At 68.3% G+C, this 18,368-nt stretch carries 18 protein-coding genes; 8 read left to right on the forward strand and 10 right to left on the reverse strand.

Features of this window, described 5'->3' with window-relative positions; genetic code table 11:
* Window positions 1-24 precede the first annotated feature (24 nt).
* Genes H4O10_RS00165 through H4O10_RS00175 form a run of 3 tightly spaced genes read left to right on the forward strand, consistent with a single transcriptional unit; the run spans window position 25 to window position 5,515 of the window.
* A complete protein-coding gene (locus H4O10_RS00165) occupies window positions 25-1,272 on the forward strand; it encodes a TolC family protein (RefSeq protein ID WP_012480418.1) in 1,248 nt (415 codons plus the stop codon).
* The gene (locus tag H4O10_RS00170; protein ID WP_012480417.1) at window positions 1,269-2,441 is read left to right on the forward strand and encodes an efflux RND transporter periplasmic adaptor subunit; all 1,173 of its coding nucleotides are present in this window, start codon (window positions 1,269-1,271) and stop codon (window positions 2,439-2,441) included. Before H4O10_RS00165 ends, H4O10_RS00170 begins: the two co-directional genes overlap by 4 nt.
* Window positions 2,438-5,515, forward strand: a complete 3,078-nt coding sequence (locus H4O10_RS00175) for a CusA/CzcA family heavy metal efflux RND transporter (protein ID WP_099596107.1) — start codon at window positions 2,438-2,440, stop codon at window positions 5,513-5,515. The genes H4O10_RS00170 and H4O10_RS00175 overlap by 4 nt, the downstream gene beginning before the upstream one ends.
* Before the next feature lie 100 nt (window positions 5,516-5,615).
* Here the strand turns inward: H4O10_RS00175 and H4O10_RS00180 are convergent, their stop codons facing one another.
* Window positions 5,616-6,359, reverse strand: a complete 744-nt coding sequence (locus H4O10_RS00180; protein ID WP_012480415.1) for an SDR family oxidoreductase — start codon at window positions 6,357-6,359, stop codon at window positions 5,616-5,618.
* 105 nt (window positions 6,360-6,464) lie between these two features.
* Between H4O10_RS00180 and H4O10_RS00185 the strand changes: the two genes are divergently transcribed.
* The gene (locus H4O10_RS00185) at window positions 6,465-7,406 is read left to right on the forward strand and encodes a LysR family transcriptional regulator (RefSeq protein ID WP_012480414.1); all 942 of its coding nucleotides are present in this window, start codon (window positions 6,465-6,467) and stop codon (window positions 7,404-7,406) included.
* A 135-nt stretch (window positions 7,407-7,541) separates the two neighbouring features.
* On the opposite strand, the gene H4O10_RS00190 is transcribed toward H4O10_RS00185, so the two are convergent.
* The 8 genes from H4O10_RS00190 to dkgB all read right to left on the reverse strand — a co-directional run bounded on the left by H4O10_RS00190 (window position 7,542) and on the right by dkgB (window position 14,089).
* On the reverse strand, window positions 7,542-8,909 hold the full coding sequence (locus H4O10_RS00190; RefSeq protein WP_012480413.1) for a heavy metal sensor histidine kinase: 1,368 nt from the start codon (window positions 8,907-8,909) through the stop codon (window positions 7,542-7,544).
* Window positions 8,906-9,604: a heavy metal response regulator transcription factor gene (locus H4O10_RS00195; protein ID WP_012480412.1), complete on the reverse strand. Its 699-nt coding sequence runs from the start codon at window positions 9,602-9,604 to the stop codon at window positions 8,906-8,908. Before H4O10_RS00195 ends, H4O10_RS00190 begins: the two co-directional genes overlap by 4 nt.
* Before the next feature lie 45 nt (window positions 9,605-9,649).
* Window positions 9,650-10,534, reverse strand: a complete 885-nt coding sequence (gene copD / locus H4O10_RS00200; protein WP_012480411.1) for a copper homeostasis membrane protein CopD — start codon at window positions 10,532-10,534, stop codon at window positions 9,650-9,652.
* A gap of 10 nt (window positions 10,535-10,544) precedes the next feature.
* Window positions 10,545-10,922: a copper homeostasis periplasmic binding protein CopC gene (copC, locus tag H4O10_RS00205; RefSeq protein ID WP_012480410.1), complete on the reverse strand. Its 378-nt coding sequence runs from the start codon at window positions 10,920-10,922 to the stop codon at window positions 10,545-10,547.
* 126 nt (window positions 10,923-11,048) lie between these two features.
* The gene (locus tag H4O10_RS00210; RefSeq protein ID WP_012480409.1) at window positions 11,049-11,372 is read right to left on the reverse strand and encodes a hypothetical protein; all 324 of its coding nucleotides are present in this window, start codon (window positions 11,370-11,372) and stop codon (window positions 11,049-11,051) included.
* Window positions 11,369-12,307, reverse strand: coding sequence for a cyclase family protein (locus tag H4O10_RS00215; protein ID WP_005413604.1), 939 nt, complete (start codon window positions 12,305-12,307; stop codon window positions 11,369-11,371). Before H4O10_RS00215 ends, H4O10_RS00210 begins: the two co-directional genes overlap by 4 nt.
* 19 nt (window positions 12,308-12,326) lie before the next feature.
* Window positions 12,327-13,274: a TIGR03571 family LLM class oxidoreductase gene (locus H4O10_RS00220; protein ID WP_180845724.1), complete on the reverse strand. Its 948-nt coding sequence runs from the start codon at window positions 13,272-13,274 to the stop codon at window positions 12,327-12,329.
* Window positions 13,275-13,285: 11 nt separating this feature from the next.
* On the reverse strand, window positions 13,286-14,089 hold the full coding sequence (dkgB, locus tag H4O10_RS00225) for a 2,5-didehydrogluconate reductase DkgB (protein WP_012480407.1): 804 nt from the start codon (window positions 14,087-14,089) through the stop codon (window positions 13,286-13,288).
* Window positions 14,090-14,207: 118 nt separating this feature from the next.
* Between dkgB and H4O10_RS00230 the strand changes: the two genes are divergently transcribed.
* Window positions 14,208-15,110 (forward strand): LysR family transcriptional regulator, encoded by a 903-nt coding sequence (locus H4O10_RS00230; RefSeq protein WP_005413602.1) that lies wholly within the window; start codon window positions 14,208-14,210, stop codon window positions 15,108-15,110.
* Window positions 15,111-15,389: 279 nt separating this feature from the next.
* Here the strand turns inward: H4O10_RS00230 and H4O10_RS00235 are convergent, their stop codons facing one another.
* The gene (locus tag H4O10_RS00235) at window positions 15,390-15,863 is read right to left on the reverse strand and encodes a MerC domain-containing protein (protein ID WP_044570295.1); all 474 of its coding nucleotides are present in this window, start codon (window positions 15,861-15,863) and stop codon (window positions 15,390-15,392) included.
* Between the two features lie 32 nt (window positions 15,864-15,895).
* On the opposite strand from H4O10_RS00235, the gene H4O10_RS00240 reads away from it, so the two are divergent.
* Genes H4O10_RS00240 through H4O10_RS00250 form a run of 3 tightly spaced genes read left to right on the forward strand, consistent with a single transcriptional unit; the run spans window position 15,896 to window position 18,367 of the window.
* Entirely contained in the window at window positions 15,896-16,429 is a 534-nt protein-coding gene (locus tag H4O10_RS00240; protein ID WP_012480405.1) for a DUF2796 domain-containing protein, read from the forward strand.
* Window positions 16,426-17,121 carry an ATP-binding cassette domain-containing protein gene (locus H4O10_RS00245; RefSeq protein ID WP_099596108.1) on the forward strand — a complete coding sequence of 232 codons (696 nt, stop codon included), beginning with the start codon at window positions 16,426-16,428 and terminating at the stop codon, window positions 17,119-17,121. Before H4O10_RS00240 ends, H4O10_RS00245 begins: the two co-directional genes overlap by 4 nt.
* Window positions 17,114-18,367 carry an ABC transporter permease gene (locus tag H4O10_RS00250; protein WP_044570293.1) on the forward strand — a complete coding sequence of 418 codons (1,254 nt, stop codon included), beginning with the start codon at window positions 17,114-17,116 and terminating at the stop codon, window positions 18,365-18,367. The genes H4O10_RS00245 and H4O10_RS00250 overlap by 8 nt, the downstream gene beginning before the upstream one ends.
* Window position 18,368 lies beyond the last annotated feature (1 nt).

The raw sequence follows: 18,368 nt of genomic DNA on the forward strand, positions 1-18,368 counted from the left end.
GTGCATCACCTTACCGTGACGTGCATGAATTTCTCCTCTCGTCTTGCGGCTGTGCTGGCCACGCTTCTGTGCGCGCCTGCGGCTTCGGCGCTGTCCCTGCAGGAAGCGCAGCGCGCAATGGAAGCACACAACCCGGACCTGCGCGCGGCCGCACTGGAGCTGCGCGGTGTGCAGGGCGATGCGCAGACGGCGGCATTGCGCCCGGCCACCGAGCTGTCGATCGGCACCAGCAAGATCAGCCCCAAGCATGGTATCGGCCCTGGGCGCTGGCAGGACAAGCGGGTGGACAGCACCGTGGGCCTGGGCTGGACCTGGGAACGTGGTGGCAAGCGCGCACTGCGCATCCGCCAGGCCGACGCGCTGCTGGAAGTGGCCGGGCTGGAGATGCTCGATACCCGGCGCCGCCAGCAAGTGGCGCTGCATGAAACCTATTTCGGCCTGAAGGGCGCGCAGGAGCGGGCGCAGATTGCCGAGGCCAACCGCCAGAGTTCGGCCGAGCAGATGGCGGCGGCGGACAGGCAGGTCGCGACAGGGGCGATGGCACCGGTGGATCGCGCGCGGCTGGCGGTGGACGATCTCGCCGTAGCCGACGCGGCGCGCGAGGCGGCCCTGGATCTGCGCGATGCACGGCATGCGCTGGGGCTGCTGCTCGGCCGCGACGACAGCCACGACCTCAGCGCCGATGATCCGTGGCCAGACCCCGCGGGCAGGGTCGATACGCGTGCGTTCGACCCGCAGCAGCGTGCCGATCTGCGCGCGGCACGTTCGCGCCTGGCCGCGGCCGACGCCGGTGTGGCACTGGCGCGCAGTGAGCGCCATCGCGACATCCAGCTGGGTGTGGAGGCCGAGCGCGAGCCGACCGACATCAGCGGCGTCACCTGGGGTGTGTCATTGACCATTCCGCTCGGCGGCCCGTCACGTGCACGCGGCGCGATCCAGCGTGCCGAGGCCGACCGTGACAGCGCCGCGCTGGAGCTGCAGGTACTGCAGCGCGAAGCACGCGCCGAGCTGGACCAGCTGCAGGCCAGCGCGCAGTCCGCCGCACAGCGCCGCAGCGACTATGAGGGACTGCAGTCCGACGCCGCACGCAAGGCGGTGCAGGGCATCGAACTGGCGTACCGGTGCGGCGCCGCCAGCCTGACCGATCTGCTGGATGCGCGCCGCAGCTGGCGCGAGTTCGAGGCCGCGCTGATCGAGGCGCGCACCGACCATGCCATTGCCCTGGCGCGCTGGGAAGCGGCCACATCCGTTGCTGAAGGAGAGTCCCGATGAAGTCCCCCGTCGCCCATCGCCCGCGGGCGCGACACGGCGTGCTGCCGGCCTTGCTGGCGCTGGCCCTGCTGGTCGGCTGCGGCCGTGAGCCGGCGTCCTACACCGAGGATGCGCCGCAGATCAGTGCCGGCCAGATCCAGTTTCCTGCCGGCAGCCGCCAGCTGGACGTGCTGCGCAGCGAGGCGGTGACCGCCGGCGCCAGCGCCACCCTGCAGCTGCCGGGCCGGGTGGTCTGGGACGAGACCCGTTCCAGTGCACTGCGCACGCCGTTGCCGGGGCAGGTGGCGCGCATCGAGGCGCAGCCGGGCCAGAAAGTGAAGGCCGGCCAAGTGATTGCCTGGATCACCTCGCCCGAGTTCGGCCAGGCCCAGGCGGAGGGCGTGCGTGGCGGCGCCGAGCTGCAGCAGGCGCGCAGGGAGCTGGAGCGCACCCGCGAGCTGCATGCCGCGGGTGTGGCGTCGGGCCGCGAACTGGACGAGGCCGAGGCCAACTTCGCCGGCAGCCAGGCCGATCATGCGCGTGCAACCGCCTTCGCCAAGGCATATGGCAACGGCCAGCGCGTCGACCAGCGCCTGCCGCTGCGCGCGCCCATTGATGGCGTGCTGGTGGAGCGGCGGATGAGCCCGGGCATGTCGGTCAGCCCGGACAGCGAACAGCCATTGGCGGTGATTGGCGATCCGGACCGCCTGTGGTTGCTGCTGGATGTTCCCGAGAGCCTGGCCGGACGCATGAAGGCGGGCATGCAGGCGAGCGTACCTGGTGCCGATGGCCAACTGCTGCAGGCGACCCTGCAGCACGTGGATGACTTCGTCGACAGCGAACGGCGCGTGGTGCAGGCGCGCGCGGAGCTGGACAACCGCGCACGCGGCTTCAAGGCGGGGCAGTACGTGCGCGCCCAGGTGGCGTTGCCGGCCGAGGGCGGTGTCTCGCTGCCCGATGCGGCCGTGCTGCTGATCGACGGCAAGCAGGTGGTGTTCGTGGAGGAGGACAAGGGACGCTACGTGCGCCATGCCGTGCATGCCGAGGAACTGGGCGATGGCCGCCTGTGGGTGCGTGAAGGGCTGGCTGCGGGCAGCAGGGTGGTGGTCGAGGGCGGCCTGCTGTTGCAGCAGCTGGTCGACAGCGCGCCAGCCGCCGCCAGCACCGGCACGGGGCACGCGGCCCCATGATCGATCGCCTGATTGCCTATTGCCTGCGCCAGCCGCTGATGGTGATGCTGGCGCTGCTGTTGTTCATCGGCGCTGGCATTGCCGCGTTCCGCGTGCTGCCGGTGGAGGCCTTTCCGGATGTGTCCGATACCCAGGTGACGGTGGTGTCGCTGCACCCCGGCCGGGCCGCCGAAGAGGTGGAACGCGAAGTTACGATGCCGCTGGAAGTGGCCTTGTCCGGCATTCCGCATTCGGTGCGGGTGTTCTCGCATACCCAGTTCGGCCTGTCGATGATCATCCTGACCTTCGACGACAAGGCCGACGACTATTTCGCGCGCCAGCAGGTGCTGGAGCGCCTGCAGGGGGTGGAGCTGCCGGAAGGGGTGACCCCGGAACTGGAGGCGATGAGCTCGGCGGTAGGTGAGATCTACCGCTATGTGCTGAAAGGCCCGCACATGACGCCAACCCAGCTGCGCACCGTGCAGGAATGGACGATGGAGCGCAGCCTGCGCACCGTGCCGGGCGTGGCCGATGTGATCAGCTTCGGCGGCTTCGCGCGCACGTTCCAGGTCAAGCCGGACCTGGACAAGCTGCGTGACCGCGGCATTAGCCTGGGTGAGTTCGCCGAGGCCCTGGAGAAGGGCAGCTCGAATGCCGGCGGCGGCTACGTGGAGCGCGGCCAACAGCAGTTCCTGATCCGCGGCGTAGGCCTGATGCGTTCGCCGGCCGACATCGGCAACGTGGTGGTGGCGCAGCGCGGGGGCACGCCAATCCTGGTGCGTGACCTGGCCGGCATCGCCGACACCGGCCTGCCCCGGCAGGGCCTGGTCGGCCAGGATGACAATGACGATGCGGTGTTCGGCATGGTGCTGATGCGCAAGGGCGAGAATCCGTCCGAGGTGCTCGACGCCCTGCATGCGCGCATCGCCGAGATCGAGGCCAACCAGCTGCCGCACGGGGTCAGCATCGAGCCGTTCTACGACCGCTCGTGGCTGGTCTCGACTACGCTGAAAACCGTCTTCAGCAACCTGCTGGAAGGCGCGGTGCTGGTGTTCCTGGTGCTGTGGCTGTTCCTGTACAACGCCCGCGCCGCACTGATCGTGGCGGCGATGATGCCGCTTGCGCTGCTGTCGACCTTCCTCGGCCTGCATCTGTGGGGCGTACCGGCCAACCTGCTGTCGTTGGGTGCGATGGACTTCGGCATCATCATCGATGGCGCAGTGATCGTCACCGAGCACATCGTCTCGCGATTGTCGAAGCTGCCCCCTGCGGCCGACCGGAAGACACGGTTCTCGACCATTCTTTCAGCCGCATCGGAAGTGGGGCGGCCGACGTTCTTCTCGATGTTGATCATCATCGCCGCACACATCCCGATCTTCACCCTGCAGCGCCAGGAGGGCCGCATGTTCGCGCCGATGGCTTATTCGGTGACCTCGGCGTTGATCGGTGCCTTGATCCTGGCGCTGACCGTGGTGCCACTGTTCTGCTACTGGTGGTTGCGGCGCGACCGCATGCGCGACGGCAATCCGCTGATGGACCGCCTGACCGGCTGGTACCAGCCGATCCTGGAGCGCGCTCTGGCTCGCCCGCGTGCGGTGGTACTGACCGCGGTTGCGCTGCTGGTCGGCACGCTCGCACTGGGCACGCGGCTGGGTTCGGAGTTCCTGCCCGAACTGGACGAGGGCTCGATCTGGCTGACCGCCACGCTCGACCCGAGCACCAGCCTGGCCGAGGCGCAGCAGCAGTCGCGGCGCATCCGTGAGCTGGTCGGCACCTTCCCGCAGGTATCGACGGTGGTGGCCAAGCTGGGGCGGCCGGAAGACGGCTCCGATGCCAAGGGCGCGAACCAGATCGAGGCGCTGGTGGCGTTGAAGCCGGAGAAGGAGTGGCCGAAGGGGGTGGACAAGCGGCAGTTGGTCAGCGACCTGCAGCGCACGCTGGAGCAGCGCATTCCGGGGCCGGAGTTCTCGATCTCGCAGCCGGTGCGCGACAACATCCTGGAGAGCATCTCGCAGATCAAGGGCCAGGTGGTGATCAAGGTCAGCGGCTCGGATCTGGATGTACTCAACCAGCAGGCGCAGGCGATCCTGGGCCAGGTGCGTAGCGTGGAGGGCGTGGAGAGTGCCTTCATCGACCGTGACGGCTCACTGCCGCAGCTGCAGATAGAGATTGACCGCGAGCGTGCTGCACGCTATGGCCTGAACGTGCGCGACATCGACGAGGTGATCGAGACCGCACTGGGCGGGCGCCAGGTCGGCGAGCTGTGGGAGGGTGACCGCAGGTTTCCGATCACGCTGCGCCTGGACGATGCCGACCGTGACCTGCAGCGGCTGCGTACGGTGCCGGTCGGCATCGGTGATGGGCACACGGTGACACTGTCCGAGGTGGCCGACTTCCGCATGGCCAGCGGTGCGATCAACATCTCGCGCGAGAATGCACAGCGGGTCAAGGCGGTGAGCATCTTCATCGCCGGGCGTGACATGGGCAGCGTGGTGGCCGACATGCGCAAGCGCGTGGACGCCAGCGTGCAGTTGCCGGAAGGCTACCGGCTGGAATGGTCCGGTGAGTTCGAGAACCAGCAGCGTGCGATGAAGCGGCTGGGCTGGGTGATCCCGCTGTCGGTGCTGATCATCTTCGTGTTGCTGTTCGATGCCTTCAAGGACATCAGCAGCGCCGCGCTGATCCTGGCCAACGTGCCACTGGCGATGATCGGCGGCATTCTCGCCCTGTGGTTGACTGGGATTCCACTGTCGGTGTCGGCGGCGATCGGCTTCATCGCGTTGTTCGGGCAGGCGGTCTTGAACGGGGTGGTGATGCTCAGCCGCTTCGCCCAGCTGCGCGAGCAGGGCATGGACCTGCTGCAGTCGGTGGTGCAGGGCTCGCTGCAGCGCCTGCGCACGGTGCTGATGACCGCACTGCTGGCGATGTTCGGCCTGCTGCCGATGGCGACCTCGCATGCCATTGGCGCCGAGACCCAGAAGCCGCTGGCGGTGGTGGTGATCGGTGGCCTGCTGTCGGCGATGCTGCTGACCCTGCTGGTACTGCCCACGCTGTACTACTGGGTGCATCACCGCCGCGAGGCCCGCACGGGCTGACGGCGATATCCGGCTCTCCGCCCGGTAGAGGCCAACCTTGGTTGGCAGACGGCGAAGCGCCCACCAAGGTGGGCGACTACCGGTGTGCGATGGCCACGGCCTACACCATCCCGCCATTGGCGCGCAGGACCTGACCGTTGATCCACCCGCCATCGGCACCGGCCAGGAACGCCACCGCGCCGGCGATGTCCTCTGGCGTACCCAGTCGCTCCAGAGGGTTCATCTTCGCCAGCCGCTCGATCAGCTCCGGCGACTTTCCGTCCAGGAACAGGTCGGTGGCGGTCGGGCCGGGCGCCACTGCATTCACGGTGATGTTGCGCCCGCGCAGCTCCTTGCTGAGGATCGCGCCCATCGTCTCCACCGCCGCCTTGCTGGCTGCGTACACGCTGTAGTTCTCCAGTCTGATGCCGACCACGCTGGTGGACAGGGTGATCAGGCGGCCACCGTCGCGCACCCGTCGCGCGCTCTCGCGCAGCACGTTGAAGGCGCCTTTCAGGTTGATCCCGATCACCCTCTCGAACAGGGCGTCGTCGGTATCGGCCAATGGTGCCAGCTGCAACACGCCGGCACTGTTCACCACTACGTCTATACCGCCGAAGCGCGCCTCGATGGCATCGAACAGCTGCCGCACCGCCTGCGGATCGGCGACATCGGCCTGCAGCGCGATGGACGGCGCGCCGGCCGCGTTGAGTTCGGCCGCCAATGCTTCGGCGTCGTCGCGGCGGCCCGCATAGTTGATCGCGAGCGCGTGGCCATCGGCGGCCAGGCGGCGGGAGATGGCGGCGCCGATGCCACGGGAACCGCCGGTGACCAGGGCGACAGAGCGGGCGGGGGAGAGGGTCATGGTCGGTTCCAGCGGGCGCGCCGGAGTGGCGCAGGGCCATCTTCGCGACATTGCCTTTTCGGATAATCCTGCATAATCCGTCAACATCATCCGGACAGCCGAACAATGGATCGTTTCACGGCCATGCGCGCCTTCGTCCGTATCGTCGAGCGCCGCAGCTTCACCCGGGCCTCCGAGGACCTGGGCCTGCCGCGGGCCACGGTGACCGACGCGATCAAGGCGCTGGAACAGCGGCTGGGCGTGCGCCTGCTGCACCGGACCACCCGGCTGGTGGTGCCGACGCCGGAAGGCGAGGCCTTCTATGGCCGTTGCCTGCGCCTGATCGCCGACATGGACGATGCCGAGGCAGCGTTCCGTGATGCCCCGCCACGTGGCCCGTTGCGCATTGAAGTGCATGGCACGCTGGGCCGGCACCTGCTGTTTCCGCACCTGCCGGAGTTCCTGCAGCGCTACCCGGAGATCGAGCTGGACGTCAGTGAAGGCGACCGCTATGTCGACCTGCTGCGCGAAGGCGTGGATGCGGCGTTGCGGGTGGGGACGCTGGCCGACAGCGATCTGGCGGCGCGCCGGTTGACGATGCTGCGCGAGGTCACGGTGGCCGCTCCGGGTTATGTGCAGGCGCACGGCCTGCCCGATACCATTGAATCGCTGGAGCAAGGCCATCAGATGGTCGGCTACCGATCCACCGCCACTGGCCAGCTGATCCCCCTGGAGTTCCAACAGGCGGGACAGCTGCGCTACGTGCCGCTGCAGGCGCGGGTGCGTGTTTCCGGCGCGGATGCATTCCTTGGGGCCGCGTTGGCGGGCCTGGGCATCATCCAGGCGCCGCGCTACCGGATGGACCCGTATATCGCGCGCGGGCAGCTGGTTGAGCTGTTGCCCGAGACGCCGCCGACGCCAAGCCCGTTGAGCCTGGTCTACCCGCGCAACCGCACGCCGTCGCCACGCTTGCGGGTGTTCATCGACTGGGTGGCCGGGGTGTTCGAGCAGACCGGGGTTGCCGGCCAGCGGCCGGCACTACCGACCAGGGGCGCGCGCGCTGGGTAGTGCCGGCCGCTGGCCGGCAGCACCGAAGCAACGTTCCTGAGACGCTGCCATGGGCTGGCTGTGCAGGGTAGTGCCGGCCGCTGGCCGGCAACTGCAATGCGCTTGATGTACCGGGGTACCGGCCAGCGGCCGGCACTACCGGGCGGCGGCGCCCGGCAGCACCAGTTCGAACACGGTGCCGGTGTCATCCGACACAACACTCACACTACCGCCATGGGCCTGTGCAATCGCGCGGGTGATCGCCAGCCCCAGTCCGGCACCTTCGTGGCGGCCGCGCTCGCCGCGGTAGAAGCGATCGAACAGGCGCGGCAGCGCTTCGGCGGCAATCGGCGTGCCAAGGTTGTGCACGCTGACCCTGCACACGCCATCAGCCTCGAGCAGCCGCACCCGTACTTCGCTGCCCACGGCTGCGTGCTTCAACGCGTTGGACAGCAGGTTGGCGATCGCACGGTGCAGCATCAGGCGGTTGCCTTCCACGCTCGCCACACCGTCGCGGCGCAGGGTCAACTTCCGGTCCTCGGCCAGCAGGTCGTAGAACTCGAGCAGCGAATCCACCACCCCATCCAGCGCCACCGGCTCGCGTGAGGGAAGCGCGCCCGGCGCCTCGGCCTGCGCCAGGTACAGCAGGTCGCCCACGGTCTGCGCCAGCTGCTGCAGTTCTTCGGCACACGACGCCAGCGTCTCGCGGTAGGCCTCGTTGCTGCGCGGGTGCGCCAGCACCACCTGCACCTGGGTCAGCATGTTGGTGATCGGGGTGCGCAACTCGTGGGCGAGATCACCGGAGAACTCGGTCAGCCGCGCGAAGTCCTGCTGCAGGCGTGCCAGCATGCCGTTGAGGGTCTCCGCCAACTGCTCCAGTTCGGCCGGTGCACTGCGCGCGCTCAGGCGGCGCTGCAGGCGACCGGCGGTGATCTGCCTGGCCTCATCGGCCAGCGTGCGCAGCGGCCGTAGCGTACGCCGCACCACATAACCGCCGAGCAGGCTGCTGGCCACCGCGGCGCCGATGATCGCGATCGCCAGCAGGTGGCGAAAGCGCTGCAGGAAATCGGCATGGCGGTCGTCATCGATGGCCAGCAGGGTGACCAGCGGGCTGCCGTCGGCCAGGGTCTGGCGCAGGTGCAGGGCATGCATGCAGCGGCCATCGGCGAGGATCCAGTCGTGCCGCCGTGGCGCGGCGTCGATCGGCTGGCCGCGTGCATGCTCGCGCAGCAGCGCCGGTGCGGTCGAGAACAGCACCGCGCCACGCCCATCAACAACGTGGAAGGCGATTTCCGGATGATGGCCCAGCGCCTCTGCCAAGCGCTTCGCGCGTGTGGACGCAGGTCCGTTATCGGCGAGGTCACGGATCAACGCGACCTTGTTTTCCAGTTCGACGAAGTCCTGGGCGACCAGGTCGTGGCGGGCACTGACATAGATCGCCACGCCCAACGCGGCCAGCACCAGCGTGGCCACGATGGCGAACAGCAGCGTCAGCCGCACCGCGATGGAACGGCGCAGGCTCATCCGCTGTGCACTGCACCGTCGTCCGGCGCCTCCAGCACATAGCCCATGCCGCGCACGGTGACGATCAGCTTGGCATCGAAGTCATCGTCGATCTTCGCGCGCAGGCGGCGGATCGCCACGTCGATCACGTTGGTGTCGCTGTCGAAATTCATGTCCCACACCTGCGAAGCGATCAACGAGCGCGGCAGCACTTCGCCACGTCGGCGCGCCAGCAGCTCCAGCAGGGTGTATTCCTTCTGGCTGAGGGTGATGCGCTGGCCGCCGCGTTCAACCCGGCGGCGCAGGGTGTCCACCACCAGGTCGGCGATGACGATGCGCTCGGCCTGCGGCTGCGCCTGGCCGCGACGCAGCAGGGTGCGTACCCGCGCCAGCAGCTCGGCGAAGGCGAATGGCTTGGCCAGGTAGTCGTCGGCGCCCAGCTCAAGGCCCTGCACGCGGTCGGCGATGCTGCTGCGCGCGGTCAGGAACAGTACCGGCACCTGCCAGCCGGCCTCGCGCAGCCGCGACAGCACGTTCCAGCCATCCAGGCCGGGCAGCATCACGTCGAGGATGACCAGCTGGTACTCGCCGCTGCCGGCCAGGTGCAGCCCGTCGACGCCGTTGCAGGCGAGATCGACCACGTAGCCGGCCTCGATCAGCCCCTGGCGCAGGTAGTTGCCGGTCTTGGGTTCGTCTTCGACGATCAGCAGTTTCATGATGCGCCCATCATCGCAGCTTGGGCCCGTACCGGAACGGATTGATCATGCCAGTGGGTCCAGCGTGCCAAGCACCGCGACGCAGGCCAGCACCAGCAGCGCCAGCAGCGATTCGCAGGCCAGGCTTTGGCGGAGCGAGCGCAGCGGCCTGGGTTGCCAGCCGCCACGGATGGAGACCGCCAGCGCCGGCACCAGCCGCCAGCGATGCAGCGCGGCCAGGCCCAGCATGCCACCGACCAGGGCGAGTTTGAGCAGCAGCCAGCGTCCGTGCGCGGCGCCGGTCAGGGTCTGTATGGAACCGCCGAGATCGACATAGGTATAGGTGCCGGTCATCGCCAACAGGGCGACGATGATCGTGCCAGGCACGGCGAAGCAGTGCGCGGCCTGCCACAGTTCGCGGGTACGTTCGCGCAGGCGCAGGCCCTGTGGACGCAGCGCCAGCTGCAGGATGGCGGCGATCGCGCCGACCCAGGCGCCGGCGGCGAGCAGATGCACGATGCCGGCCGTCAGCCGCAAGGTGCCGCCGAATCCATCACCGGCGGCGGCATGCCCGTTCCAGGACAGGCTGGCCAGGGCGGTGGCGGACAACGCGAGCAGCGCCAGGCGGCGCAGGCCCCGCAGCGGCGTAACGGATGCCAGCAGGGGCAGCATCGCCAGCACTGCCACGGTGCGCAGCAGGCCGGCCTTACCCACCGGCGTGCCGGTGAGGAACCAGTGCGCCGTTGCTGGGTCGATGTCGGCTGCCGGGATGCCAAGCACGCCGGACAACCGGTTTACTGCATCGATGACGACCAGGATGAGCGCAACCACGGCGAGCGTCAGCGAGATGCTGCGCGGCAGTCCGGGGCGGACGAACAGCAGCCGCCCGAACAGCAGCATCAGCACCAGGTACAGCGCCAGCCGCAGCGCATACGGCGAGAGCTCGGCCACGGCGGCGACCTTACTTCACGGTGAAGCGGTAGTTGCCGGTGATCGGGTGGCTGTCCTGGCCGACCGCGCGCCATTGCAGTGCGTAGCTGCCGGCGGGCAGCGGCTTGGCGAAGCGCGCACGCAGCGTGTGCCCATCTTCGGAGAGGTCCTGCGCGGTGGTGGGCATGGCCATCTTCATGCGGCCATGGTCCATGCTCAGTTCGATGCGGGTGGCACGCGGCATCACCTTCTCACTGAACTGCAGCGTGATCTCGGTCGCCGGGGCTATGGTGGCGTCGGCGGCCGGCGTCGAACGCACCAGGCTGGGATGGGCCAGGGCCAGCGGCGCAACCGCGAGGCCAGACAGGAGAAGCGCGAGGGTGGCAGAGCGGCGAAGGGAACGGGTCATGCGCGGGACACCTGTGGAAGAAGTGGCCCTCAGGGTGGAGGGCAGCGCCTTTCGCTGCCCTGACCCGAACATTACCGATCTGTAATGTTCCGTCCACTCACCGGTGGTGCCGGCAGCTGGCCAGCGTCACAGTGCTGCCAACGGCCCTTGCATGCGATGGAAACTGCCATCGGTGGCGGTGAACCAGGCCAGCGAACGCCCGCCGACGAAGTCATCGACATGCACGACCGTTGCGCCATCGGCTTCCTGCCACGAAAGGGCATAGACCCCTTCGCTGATCTGCTGCCACTCGCAGGCGGCTTCGCCCTGCGCACCGGCATAGGCGCCGGAGAGGATGGCGTACTGCACGTGGCGGCCATCGGCGCTGTAGACATTGTCGGCGGCCAGGCCGTCATAGCTGACGCGGAAGCGGCGGCCGGCGAACAACGGCAAGGCGGGAGCTGTGTTCATCGGATCGCCACCGGATTGATGTTGACCTGGGTCGAGCCGACGTAGAGGGGCTGGCCGAGCACGAACAGGAATTCCCAGGCCTTGTCGCGCACCAGGGCACGGCTGTCGATCAGCTCCAGGTTGTAGATGCCGCGCTTGGCCAGCATGTACTGGTTGATCGGGAACTCCTCGGCACCGTTCGGGTTCGGGTAGACCTCCGAGGCCCAGGTGTCGCCACCGAAGGCGACGATGCCCTGGTCGGCCAGCCACTTCGCGGCCTCCATGCCGATACCCGGCTCCACTTCCAGGAACTGCGTGTTGTCCTTGCCGATCAGTTCCAGCCAACCGGTGTTGAACAGCACCACGTCGCCCTTGCGCAGGCTCAGTCCCTGCTTCTTCAGCACGGCCTGGATGTCGGCCACGGTGAACTCGGTGCCGCCGGGCACGATCGCCTTGCCGTAGTACGCGGTCATGTCCAGCACGACGCCGCGGGTGACCATCGGCGGTACCTTCTCGACGCCGAGCTTGCGCACACCGTCCACGGTGACGAAGTCGGCGGCCTTGTTGCCGTTGTAGTAGACGTTGTCGATGCCGATATGGCCGATGCCGTTGAGCTGGGTGCCAACGCCGGTCCAGGCGTTCACCAGTTCATCGTTGAAGGTGAACTTGTTGGGGCCCAGCGACTTGCCGGCCTGCTGGCCGACCTGCACGTTGTACAGGCGGAAGCTGCGGTGGCGGAACGCGGGCAGGTTCTTGTCCACCGGCACCGCCAGCGGATAGGTCTTGCCGGTCCTGACCAGCGAGACCGCGTGCTTGACCACGTCAGCGGTGAGCAGGTTGGCCGCGCCGATCTCGTCGTTGGCGCCGTAGGCAGAGGGATACCACTCCTCGGCGGTGGCCTGGAAGGACAGCGGCAGGGTGGCCAGCGCAAGCGCGGCCAGGGTCTTCATCTTCATGGCAAAGCTCCGGTAACTGTCAGGCCGTCGCGGTGGCGCCGGCATGGGCCGGGAAGTGCGGCAGCACGTACTCGGCGATTTCGTGGAAGGTTTCGGCCAACGGCCGTTCGTTGCGGCGGAACTGCAGGCCGATGTGGTCGACACCGGCCGCCTGCATGGCGTGCAGCTCGGCCAGCAGGGCGTTGCGGCCGCCACGCAGGCCGAAGCGCCAGCGCTGCAGGGGGGCGTCGGCATCGTCCACCAGGTCCAGGTGGATGAAGCTGGCATAGGGCTTGTTGCCGGCCACGGCGCGCCAGGCCGCCACGCGTTGTACATGGTCCTGCGGCGTGCCCGGGTAGGCCAGGCAACCGTCCATGTGCTGGCCGATCCATGCTGGTTGCTGTTGGGCCAGGCCGGCCACGAACAACGGCAGGGCCGGGCCATCGGCGGGCAGCACGTCCAGGCCCTGCGGCAGGTGCGCGGCGGCGCCTTCGCGCAGCAATGCGATCTGCGCGCGGAAACGGCTGCCACGGCTGTCGAAGTCGCGACCGAACAGCGGGTACTCCACCGGGCGGTCGCCACTGGCCACGCCCAGCAACAGGCGGTCGCCGCTCAGCCGCTGCACGCTGCGCGCCGACTTCAGGGTCAGCAACGGCTCACGGATCGGCAGCACCACCGCACCGGTGCCCAGCAGGATGTCATTGGTGATGCCGGCCAGGTAGCCGAGGTAACTGAATACCTCGAACACCTGCGCCGCATCGCCGAAGGCCGGATCGTACACCGGCACGTCGCGTACCCACAGCACACGGAAGCCGAGGCGGTCGGCCAACCGTGCCAGTTCCGCATGGCGCTGCAGGTCCGGTTCACCGGGCAGGCGTCGCGCGGCGCGTCGTGCCTGTTCGCCCAGCGGCGTCCAGTCATTGTCCAGCGGTGCTTCGATGCCGATGCTGAAGCCACCGGCCTGCAGCCGCGCCAACGCACTGCCCATGGCCAGGCTCCTCAGTCCCAGGCCGGGGCCAGGCCCGGCGGATCGACTTCGCGGCCGTTGCGGTCAAGCGCAGCGATCGCGGCCATGTCATCGGCATCCAGGTGCAGGTCCTGGGCGAGCAGGTTGCTGGCCAGGTTCTCGCGCTTGGTCGAGGACGGAATGACCGAGTAACCCCGCTGCAGCGCCCACGCCAGCGCGACCTGGGCCACGGTGGCCTGGTGCTTGTCGGCGATGGCGGCCAGCACCGGATCCTTCAGTACCTTGCCGTAGGCCAGGGTCATGTAGGAGGTCACGGTGATGCCCTGGTCCTGCAGGAAGGCGGTCAGTGCCGGGTTCTGCAGGTAGGGGCTCAGTTCGATCTGGTTGGTGGCGATCTCGCCGGCACCGACCACCTCGATGGCCTGCCGGGTCAGCTCGATGTTGAAGTTGGACACACCGATCTGGCGGGTCAGGCCCAGCGTCTTGGCTTCGGCCAGCGCGGTCATGTACTCGCGCAGTTCAACGCCATTGCCCGGCGCCGGCCAGTGGATCAGCAGCAGGTCGACGTAGTCGGTGCGCAGCTTGGCCAGGCTGTCGCGCAGGCTCGGGATCAGCTTGTCGGCAGCGTAGTTGTCCACCCAGATCTTGGTGGTCAGGAACAGCTGGTCGCGCGGAACGCCGGATTCGGCGATGGCCTGGCCGACTTCGGCTTCGTTGCCATAGATCTGCGCGGTATCGACCGCACGGTAGCCAACCTCGAGGGCGTTGCGCACCGAGTCGATGACGGTCTGGCCGGTCAGGCGGAAGGTGCCGACGCCAAAGGAAGGAACGCTCATGATGGACTCCAGGGACTTCGTTGAGAGCCGGTGGGCTCGGGACAGGGCGAAGTGTGGGCGCTTTACATTTGTTGATTAAGCCGTGTATACGGGAAACGCTTTTGCGCCGAGGTAAAAAATGAAAACCACCCTGGATGAGCTGAAGGCCTTCGTGGCCGTGGTCGACAGTGGTTCGATCACGGCGGCGGCCGAGGCGCTGGAACTGACCATCTCGGCCACCAGCCGCACCCTGGCGCGGCTGGAGGACAAGCTGCAGACCACGCTGCTGCGACGGACCACGCGGCGGCTGGAACTGACCGAGGAAGGCGCGGCGTTCCTGGAGTACGCGCGTACGATCCTGGCCACGGTGGACGAGGCCGAGGAACAGATGGCCGCGCGGCGGCTGCAGCCGGTCGGGCGCCTGCGCGTGGACGCCGCCACGCCGTTCATGCTGCACGTGATCGTGCCGCTGCTTGAGGGGTTCCGTGAGCGCTACCCGCAGGTGGAGCTGGAGCTGAATTCCAATGAAGGCATCACCGACCTGATCGAGAAGCGCACCGACGTAGCATTCCGCATTGGCGTGCTGCGCGACTCGACCCTGCATGCGCGGCCGATCGGCCACAGCCGCATCCGGGTGGTGGCCAGCCCCGAATACCTGCGCCGCCAGGGAACGCCCACGCGCGTGGAGCAGCTGCGTGAGCACGACCTGCTGGGCTTCACCCAGCCCAGTTCGTTGAACGAATGGCCGCTGCAGGATGCCGATGGCGGGCCTTTCGTGATCGAGCCGGCCATCGCTTCATCCAGTGGCGAGACACTGCGGCAGATGGCGGTAGCCGGGCTGGGCATCGCCTGCCTGTCTGATTTCCTGACCCGCCAGGACCGGCGTGATGGCCGCCTGGTGCAACTGTTCGCCAGGCAGACGCAGGAAGTGCGGCAGCCGATCAACGCGGTGTACTACCGCAACACCGCGCTGGCCGCCCGCATCACCTGTTTCGTCGACCACGTGACGCAGACGCTCGGCCAGCGTCCGTTTGACGAATAGAGATCGGTAGAGCCGGCCGCTGGCCGGCTTTTCCCCTCCTGCCGGATCACAGCAGCTGCCGGCCAGCGGCCGGCACTACCGACTGTGTATCACCTGTTGCGTGGCCCATGCATGGATAGGTAGAGCCGGCCGCTGGCCGGCTGCCGGGTCCTTGGGGCTGCCGGCCAGCGGCCGGCACTACCAAATGCGTATCACCTGATGCGTGGCCCATGTACGGATGGGTAGAGCCGGCCGCTGGCCGGCTGCCGGGTCCCCGGGGCTGCCGACCCGCGGCCGGTGTCAGCGGGTGCGCAGCGCGCGCCGGTTGCCGATGTGCGCGCATGCCAGCAGCACGCCACCGCTGGCTGTCGCCACGCCATGCCAGAGCAGCGATTCCTTCAGCGGCAGATACAGCGAGGCCGACAGCAGCAGGATGGCGCCGGCGCAGGCCAGCCGCACCGGCCGCCAGCGCCCGTGCCGGTGCACCCCGGCCGAGGTACTCGCCAAGGCCAGCGACGAGGCCAGCAGCGCGAACAGCCATTCCCAGCGCGACATCATCAACAGCAATGTCATCGCGCCATGGCCGGGATGCTGGAACGAGCGCAGCGCCATCATCGCGGCCGGCACGAAGGCCAGCAGCAGGGGCAGGGCGATGCAATGGGCGGCGCAGGCCATGGACAGCCAGGCACCGGCAAGATCGAAGCGGGGGTGCCAGCGTGCCGAAGTTGGCGGCTGGGCCAGGGCCCTTGCGGGCGTCGTGGGGATGTGGTCCATAATGTTACATAGTAACAATTGGAGCCTCCCCCATGAAGCGTTCTGCTGCTCTTTTCCTGCTGCTGGCTGCCAGTGCCGCGCAGGCCCATGACATCCGCCAGCACGCACCGCACGTGCACGGCCAGGCGACCGTCGATGTTGCGCTTGACCAGCAGACGCTGGAGTTCGCCCTGCAGGCCCCCGGCATCGGCATCCTCGATTACGAGCGACCGCCGGCCAATGCAGCCGAGCAGGCCGCGCTGGCACGGGCTACGACAGTGCTGAAGGGCGGCAGCTGGGTCACCTTGCCCACCGCTGCGGGCTGCCGTCTGGCCACCGGTAAAGCCGATGCAGAGGGCTTCGACGCGGCGGCCGCCGCGCCGCCGCCGGGACAGCACCGGCACGCAGGCTTCAGCGCAACGCTGCAGTACCACTGTGCCAAACCTGCCGCGCTGCGCGCCATCGTCGTGCGCCTGCCCGTACTATTCCCCGGCCTGCACGAAGTCATCGTCAACAGCGCAACCGCCAATGGCCAGAACCGCAGCGTGCTGACGCCCGACAACCTGCGCGTGGTGCTGGCACCGTGAGCGCGGCACCGGTGATCTCGCTGGAAGACGTGCAGTTCGGCTACGGCATGCAGCGGGTGCTGGACATCCCGCGGTTATGGGTCGAGCAGGGCAGCAGCGTGTTGCTGCGCGGAATCAGCGGTGGCGGCAAAAGCACCCTGCTGGGCCTGCTGGCAGGCGTGCTGCTGCCCGGCAAGGGCCGTGTCGAGGTGGCCGGCCAGGCGCTGCAGGACATGGGAGGCGCGGCGCGGGATCGCTTCCGCGCCGACCAGCTGGGCGTGATCTTCCAGCAGTTCAACCTGCTGCCGTTCCTCAGCGTGCGCGACAACATCGCGCTGGGCCTGCGCTTTTCGCGCCTGCGCAGCGCGCGCATCAGTGGGCCGTTGGATGCCGAGATCGCCCGCCTGCTGCAGGCCCTGCAGCTCAACCCTGAGCTTATGCAGCGGCGCGCAGGTACGCTCAGTGTTGGCCAGCGACAACGCGTGGCGGCAGCACGTGCCCTGATCGGTCGTCCGGCATTGCTGCTGGCCGATGAGCCCACCTCGGCGCTTGACCGTGAAGCGGCAACCGCGTTCCTGAAGCTGATGTCCGCGCAGTGCCAGGCGGCCGGCACCACGGTGCTGGTGGTCAGCCATGACGACAGCCTGCAGCCGTTGTTCGACCGCACGATTGCCCTGTCTCAGATCAACCAGGCAGGTGCCGGCCATGCTTGAGCTTGCCTGGGCCAGCCTGCGCAGCCGTGCGTTGAGCGTGGGCCTGACCGTGCTGGTCATCACCCTCAGCGTGGTGCTGTTGCTGGGCGTCGAGCGCGTGCGCACGCAGGCACACGAAGGCTTCGCCAGCACGGTGTCGGGCACCGACCTGATCGTCGGTGCGCGTTCGGGGCCGGTGAACCTGCTGCTGTACTCGGTGTTCCATATCGGTGACCCGACCAACAACGTGTCCTGGCAGTCCTACCAGGAGCTGTCCGCGTTGCCGCAGGTGAAGTGGGCGGTGCCACTTTCGCTGGGCGATTCCTGGCGCGGCTACCGCGTGGTCGGTACCAGCGATGGCTATTTCGAGCACTACCGCTATGGCGCCGGGCACGCGCTTGCGTTCGCGGACGGACGGCCGTTCGATGATCTGTATGACGTGGTGATCGGTGCCGAGGTGGCGCGCGCGCAGAAGGTCGGCCTCGGTGACCAGATCGTGCTGGCACACGGCACCGGCGCGGTCACGCTGGCCACGCATGCCGACAAGCCATTCCGTGTTGCCGGCATCCTGCAGCGCACCGGCACGCCGGTGGATTCGTCGCTGCTGGTTTCGCTGCCGGCGATCGAAGCGATCCATGTCGACTGGCGATCGGGCGTGCAGCTGCGCAGCCAGCGCGTCAGCGCCGAGCAGGCGCGCCACCTGGACCTGACTCCGACCAGCATCACCGCCTTCATGCTCGGACTGAATTCGCGCATCGCCACGTTCTCGGTACAGCGCAGGATCAACGAGTATCCGGACGAGGCGATGCTGGCGATCCTGCCCGGCGTGACCCTGCAGCAGCTGTGGCAGTCACTGGGCACCGCCGAGCGGGCGTTGCAGCTGATCAGTGCGATGGTGGTACTGCTGGGCATGGTCTCGCTGGTGGCGCTGCTGGTCTCGACCCTGCAGGAGCGGCGGCGTGAGATGGCCATCCTGCGTGCCACCGGCGCGCGACCGGGTTACATCGCTGGCCTGCTGGTGGTGGAGGCGGTGGCGACCAGTGCGGTGGCCTGCGTGCTGGCGCTGGTGCTTCTGGTGGCCGCCAGCGTTGCGGGGCGCGGCTGGGCCCTGGCCAACTTTGGCCTGTCGATCACCCATGTCTGGCCGGACGGCCGCGAGCTGGCCTGGGTGGCAGGCGTGCTGGCGATCAGCGCGGTGGCCGGGCTGGTCCCGGCGTTGCTCGCTTACCGGCGCACCTTGGCCGATGGCCTTTCACCGGGAGGCTGAG

Source organism: Stenotrophomonas sp. I18B00994, from assembly GCF_014145825.1.
Classification (GTDB): Bacteria; Pseudomonadota; Gammaproteobacteria; order Xanthomonadales; family Xanthomonadaceae; genus Stenotrophomonas; species Stenotrophomonas maltophilia.

Excerpts from the sequence above, each read along its gene's own strand:
- H4O10_RS00165 (WP_012480418.1), top strand. The coding sequence starts at position 25 with ATGAATTTCTCCTCTCGTCTTGCGGCTGTGCTGGCCACGCTTCTGTGC.
- H4O10_RS00170 (WP_012480417.1), top strand. The coding sequence starts at position 1,269 with ATGAAGTCCCCCGTCGCCCATCGCCCGCGGGCGCGACACGGCGTGCTG.
- H4O10_RS00175 (WP_099596107.1), top strand. The coding sequence starts at position 2,438 with ATGATCGATCGCCTGATTGCCTATTGCCTGCGCCAGCCGCTGATGGTG.
- H4O10_RS00180 (WP_012480415.1), bottom strand. The coding sequence starts at position 6,359 with ATGACCCTCTCCCCCGCCCGCTCTGTCGCCCTGGTCACCGGCGGTTCC.
- H4O10_RS00185 (WP_012480414.1), top strand. The coding sequence starts at position 6,465 with ATGGATCGTTTCACGGCCATGCGCGCCTTCGTCCGTATCGTCGAGCGC.
- H4O10_RS00190 (WP_012480413.1), bottom strand. The coding sequence starts at position 8,909 with ATGAGCCTGCGCCGTTCCATCGCGGTGCGGCTGACGCTGCTGTTCGCC.
- H4O10_RS00195 (WP_012480412.1), bottom strand. The coding sequence starts at position 9,604 with ATGAAACTGCTGATCGTCGAAGACGAACCCAAGACCGGCAACTACCTG.
- copC (WP_012480410.1), bottom strand. The coding sequence starts at position 10,922 with ATGACCCGTTCCCTTCGCCGCTCTGCCACCCTCGCGCTTCTCCTGTCT.
- H4O10_RS00210 (WP_012480409.1), bottom strand. The coding sequence starts at position 11,372 with ATGAACACAGCTCCCGCCTTGCCGTTGTTCGCCGGCCGCCGCTTCCGC.
- H4O10_RS00215 (WP_005413604.1), bottom strand. The coding sequence starts at position 12,307 with ATGAAGATGAAGACCCTGGCCGCGCTTGCGCTGGCCACCCTGCCGCTG.
- H4O10_RS00220 (WP_180845724.1), bottom strand. The coding sequence starts at position 13,274 with ATGGGCAGTGCGTTGGCGCGGCTGCAGGCCGGTGGCTTCAGCATCGGC.
- dkgB (WP_012480407.1), bottom strand. The coding sequence starts at position 14,089 with ATGAGCGTTCCTTCCTTTGGCGTCGGCACCTTCCGCCTGACCGGCCAG.
- H4O10_RS00230 (WP_005413602.1), top strand. The coding sequence starts at position 14,208 with ATGAAAACCACCCTGGATGAGCTGAAGGCCTTCGTGGCCGTGGTCGAC.
- H4O10_RS00235 (WP_044570295.1), bottom strand. The coding sequence starts at position 15,863 with ATGGACCACATCCCCACGACGCCCGCAAGGGCCCTGGCCCAGCCGCCA.
- H4O10_RS00240 (WP_012480405.1), top strand. The coding sequence starts at position 15,896 with ATGAAGCGTTCTGCTGCTCTTTTCCTGCTGCTGGCTGCCAGTGCCGCG.
- H4O10_RS00250 (WP_044570293.1), top strand. The coding sequence starts at position 17,114 with ATGCTTGAGCTTGCCTGGGCCAGCCTGCGCAGCCGTGCGTTGAGCGTG.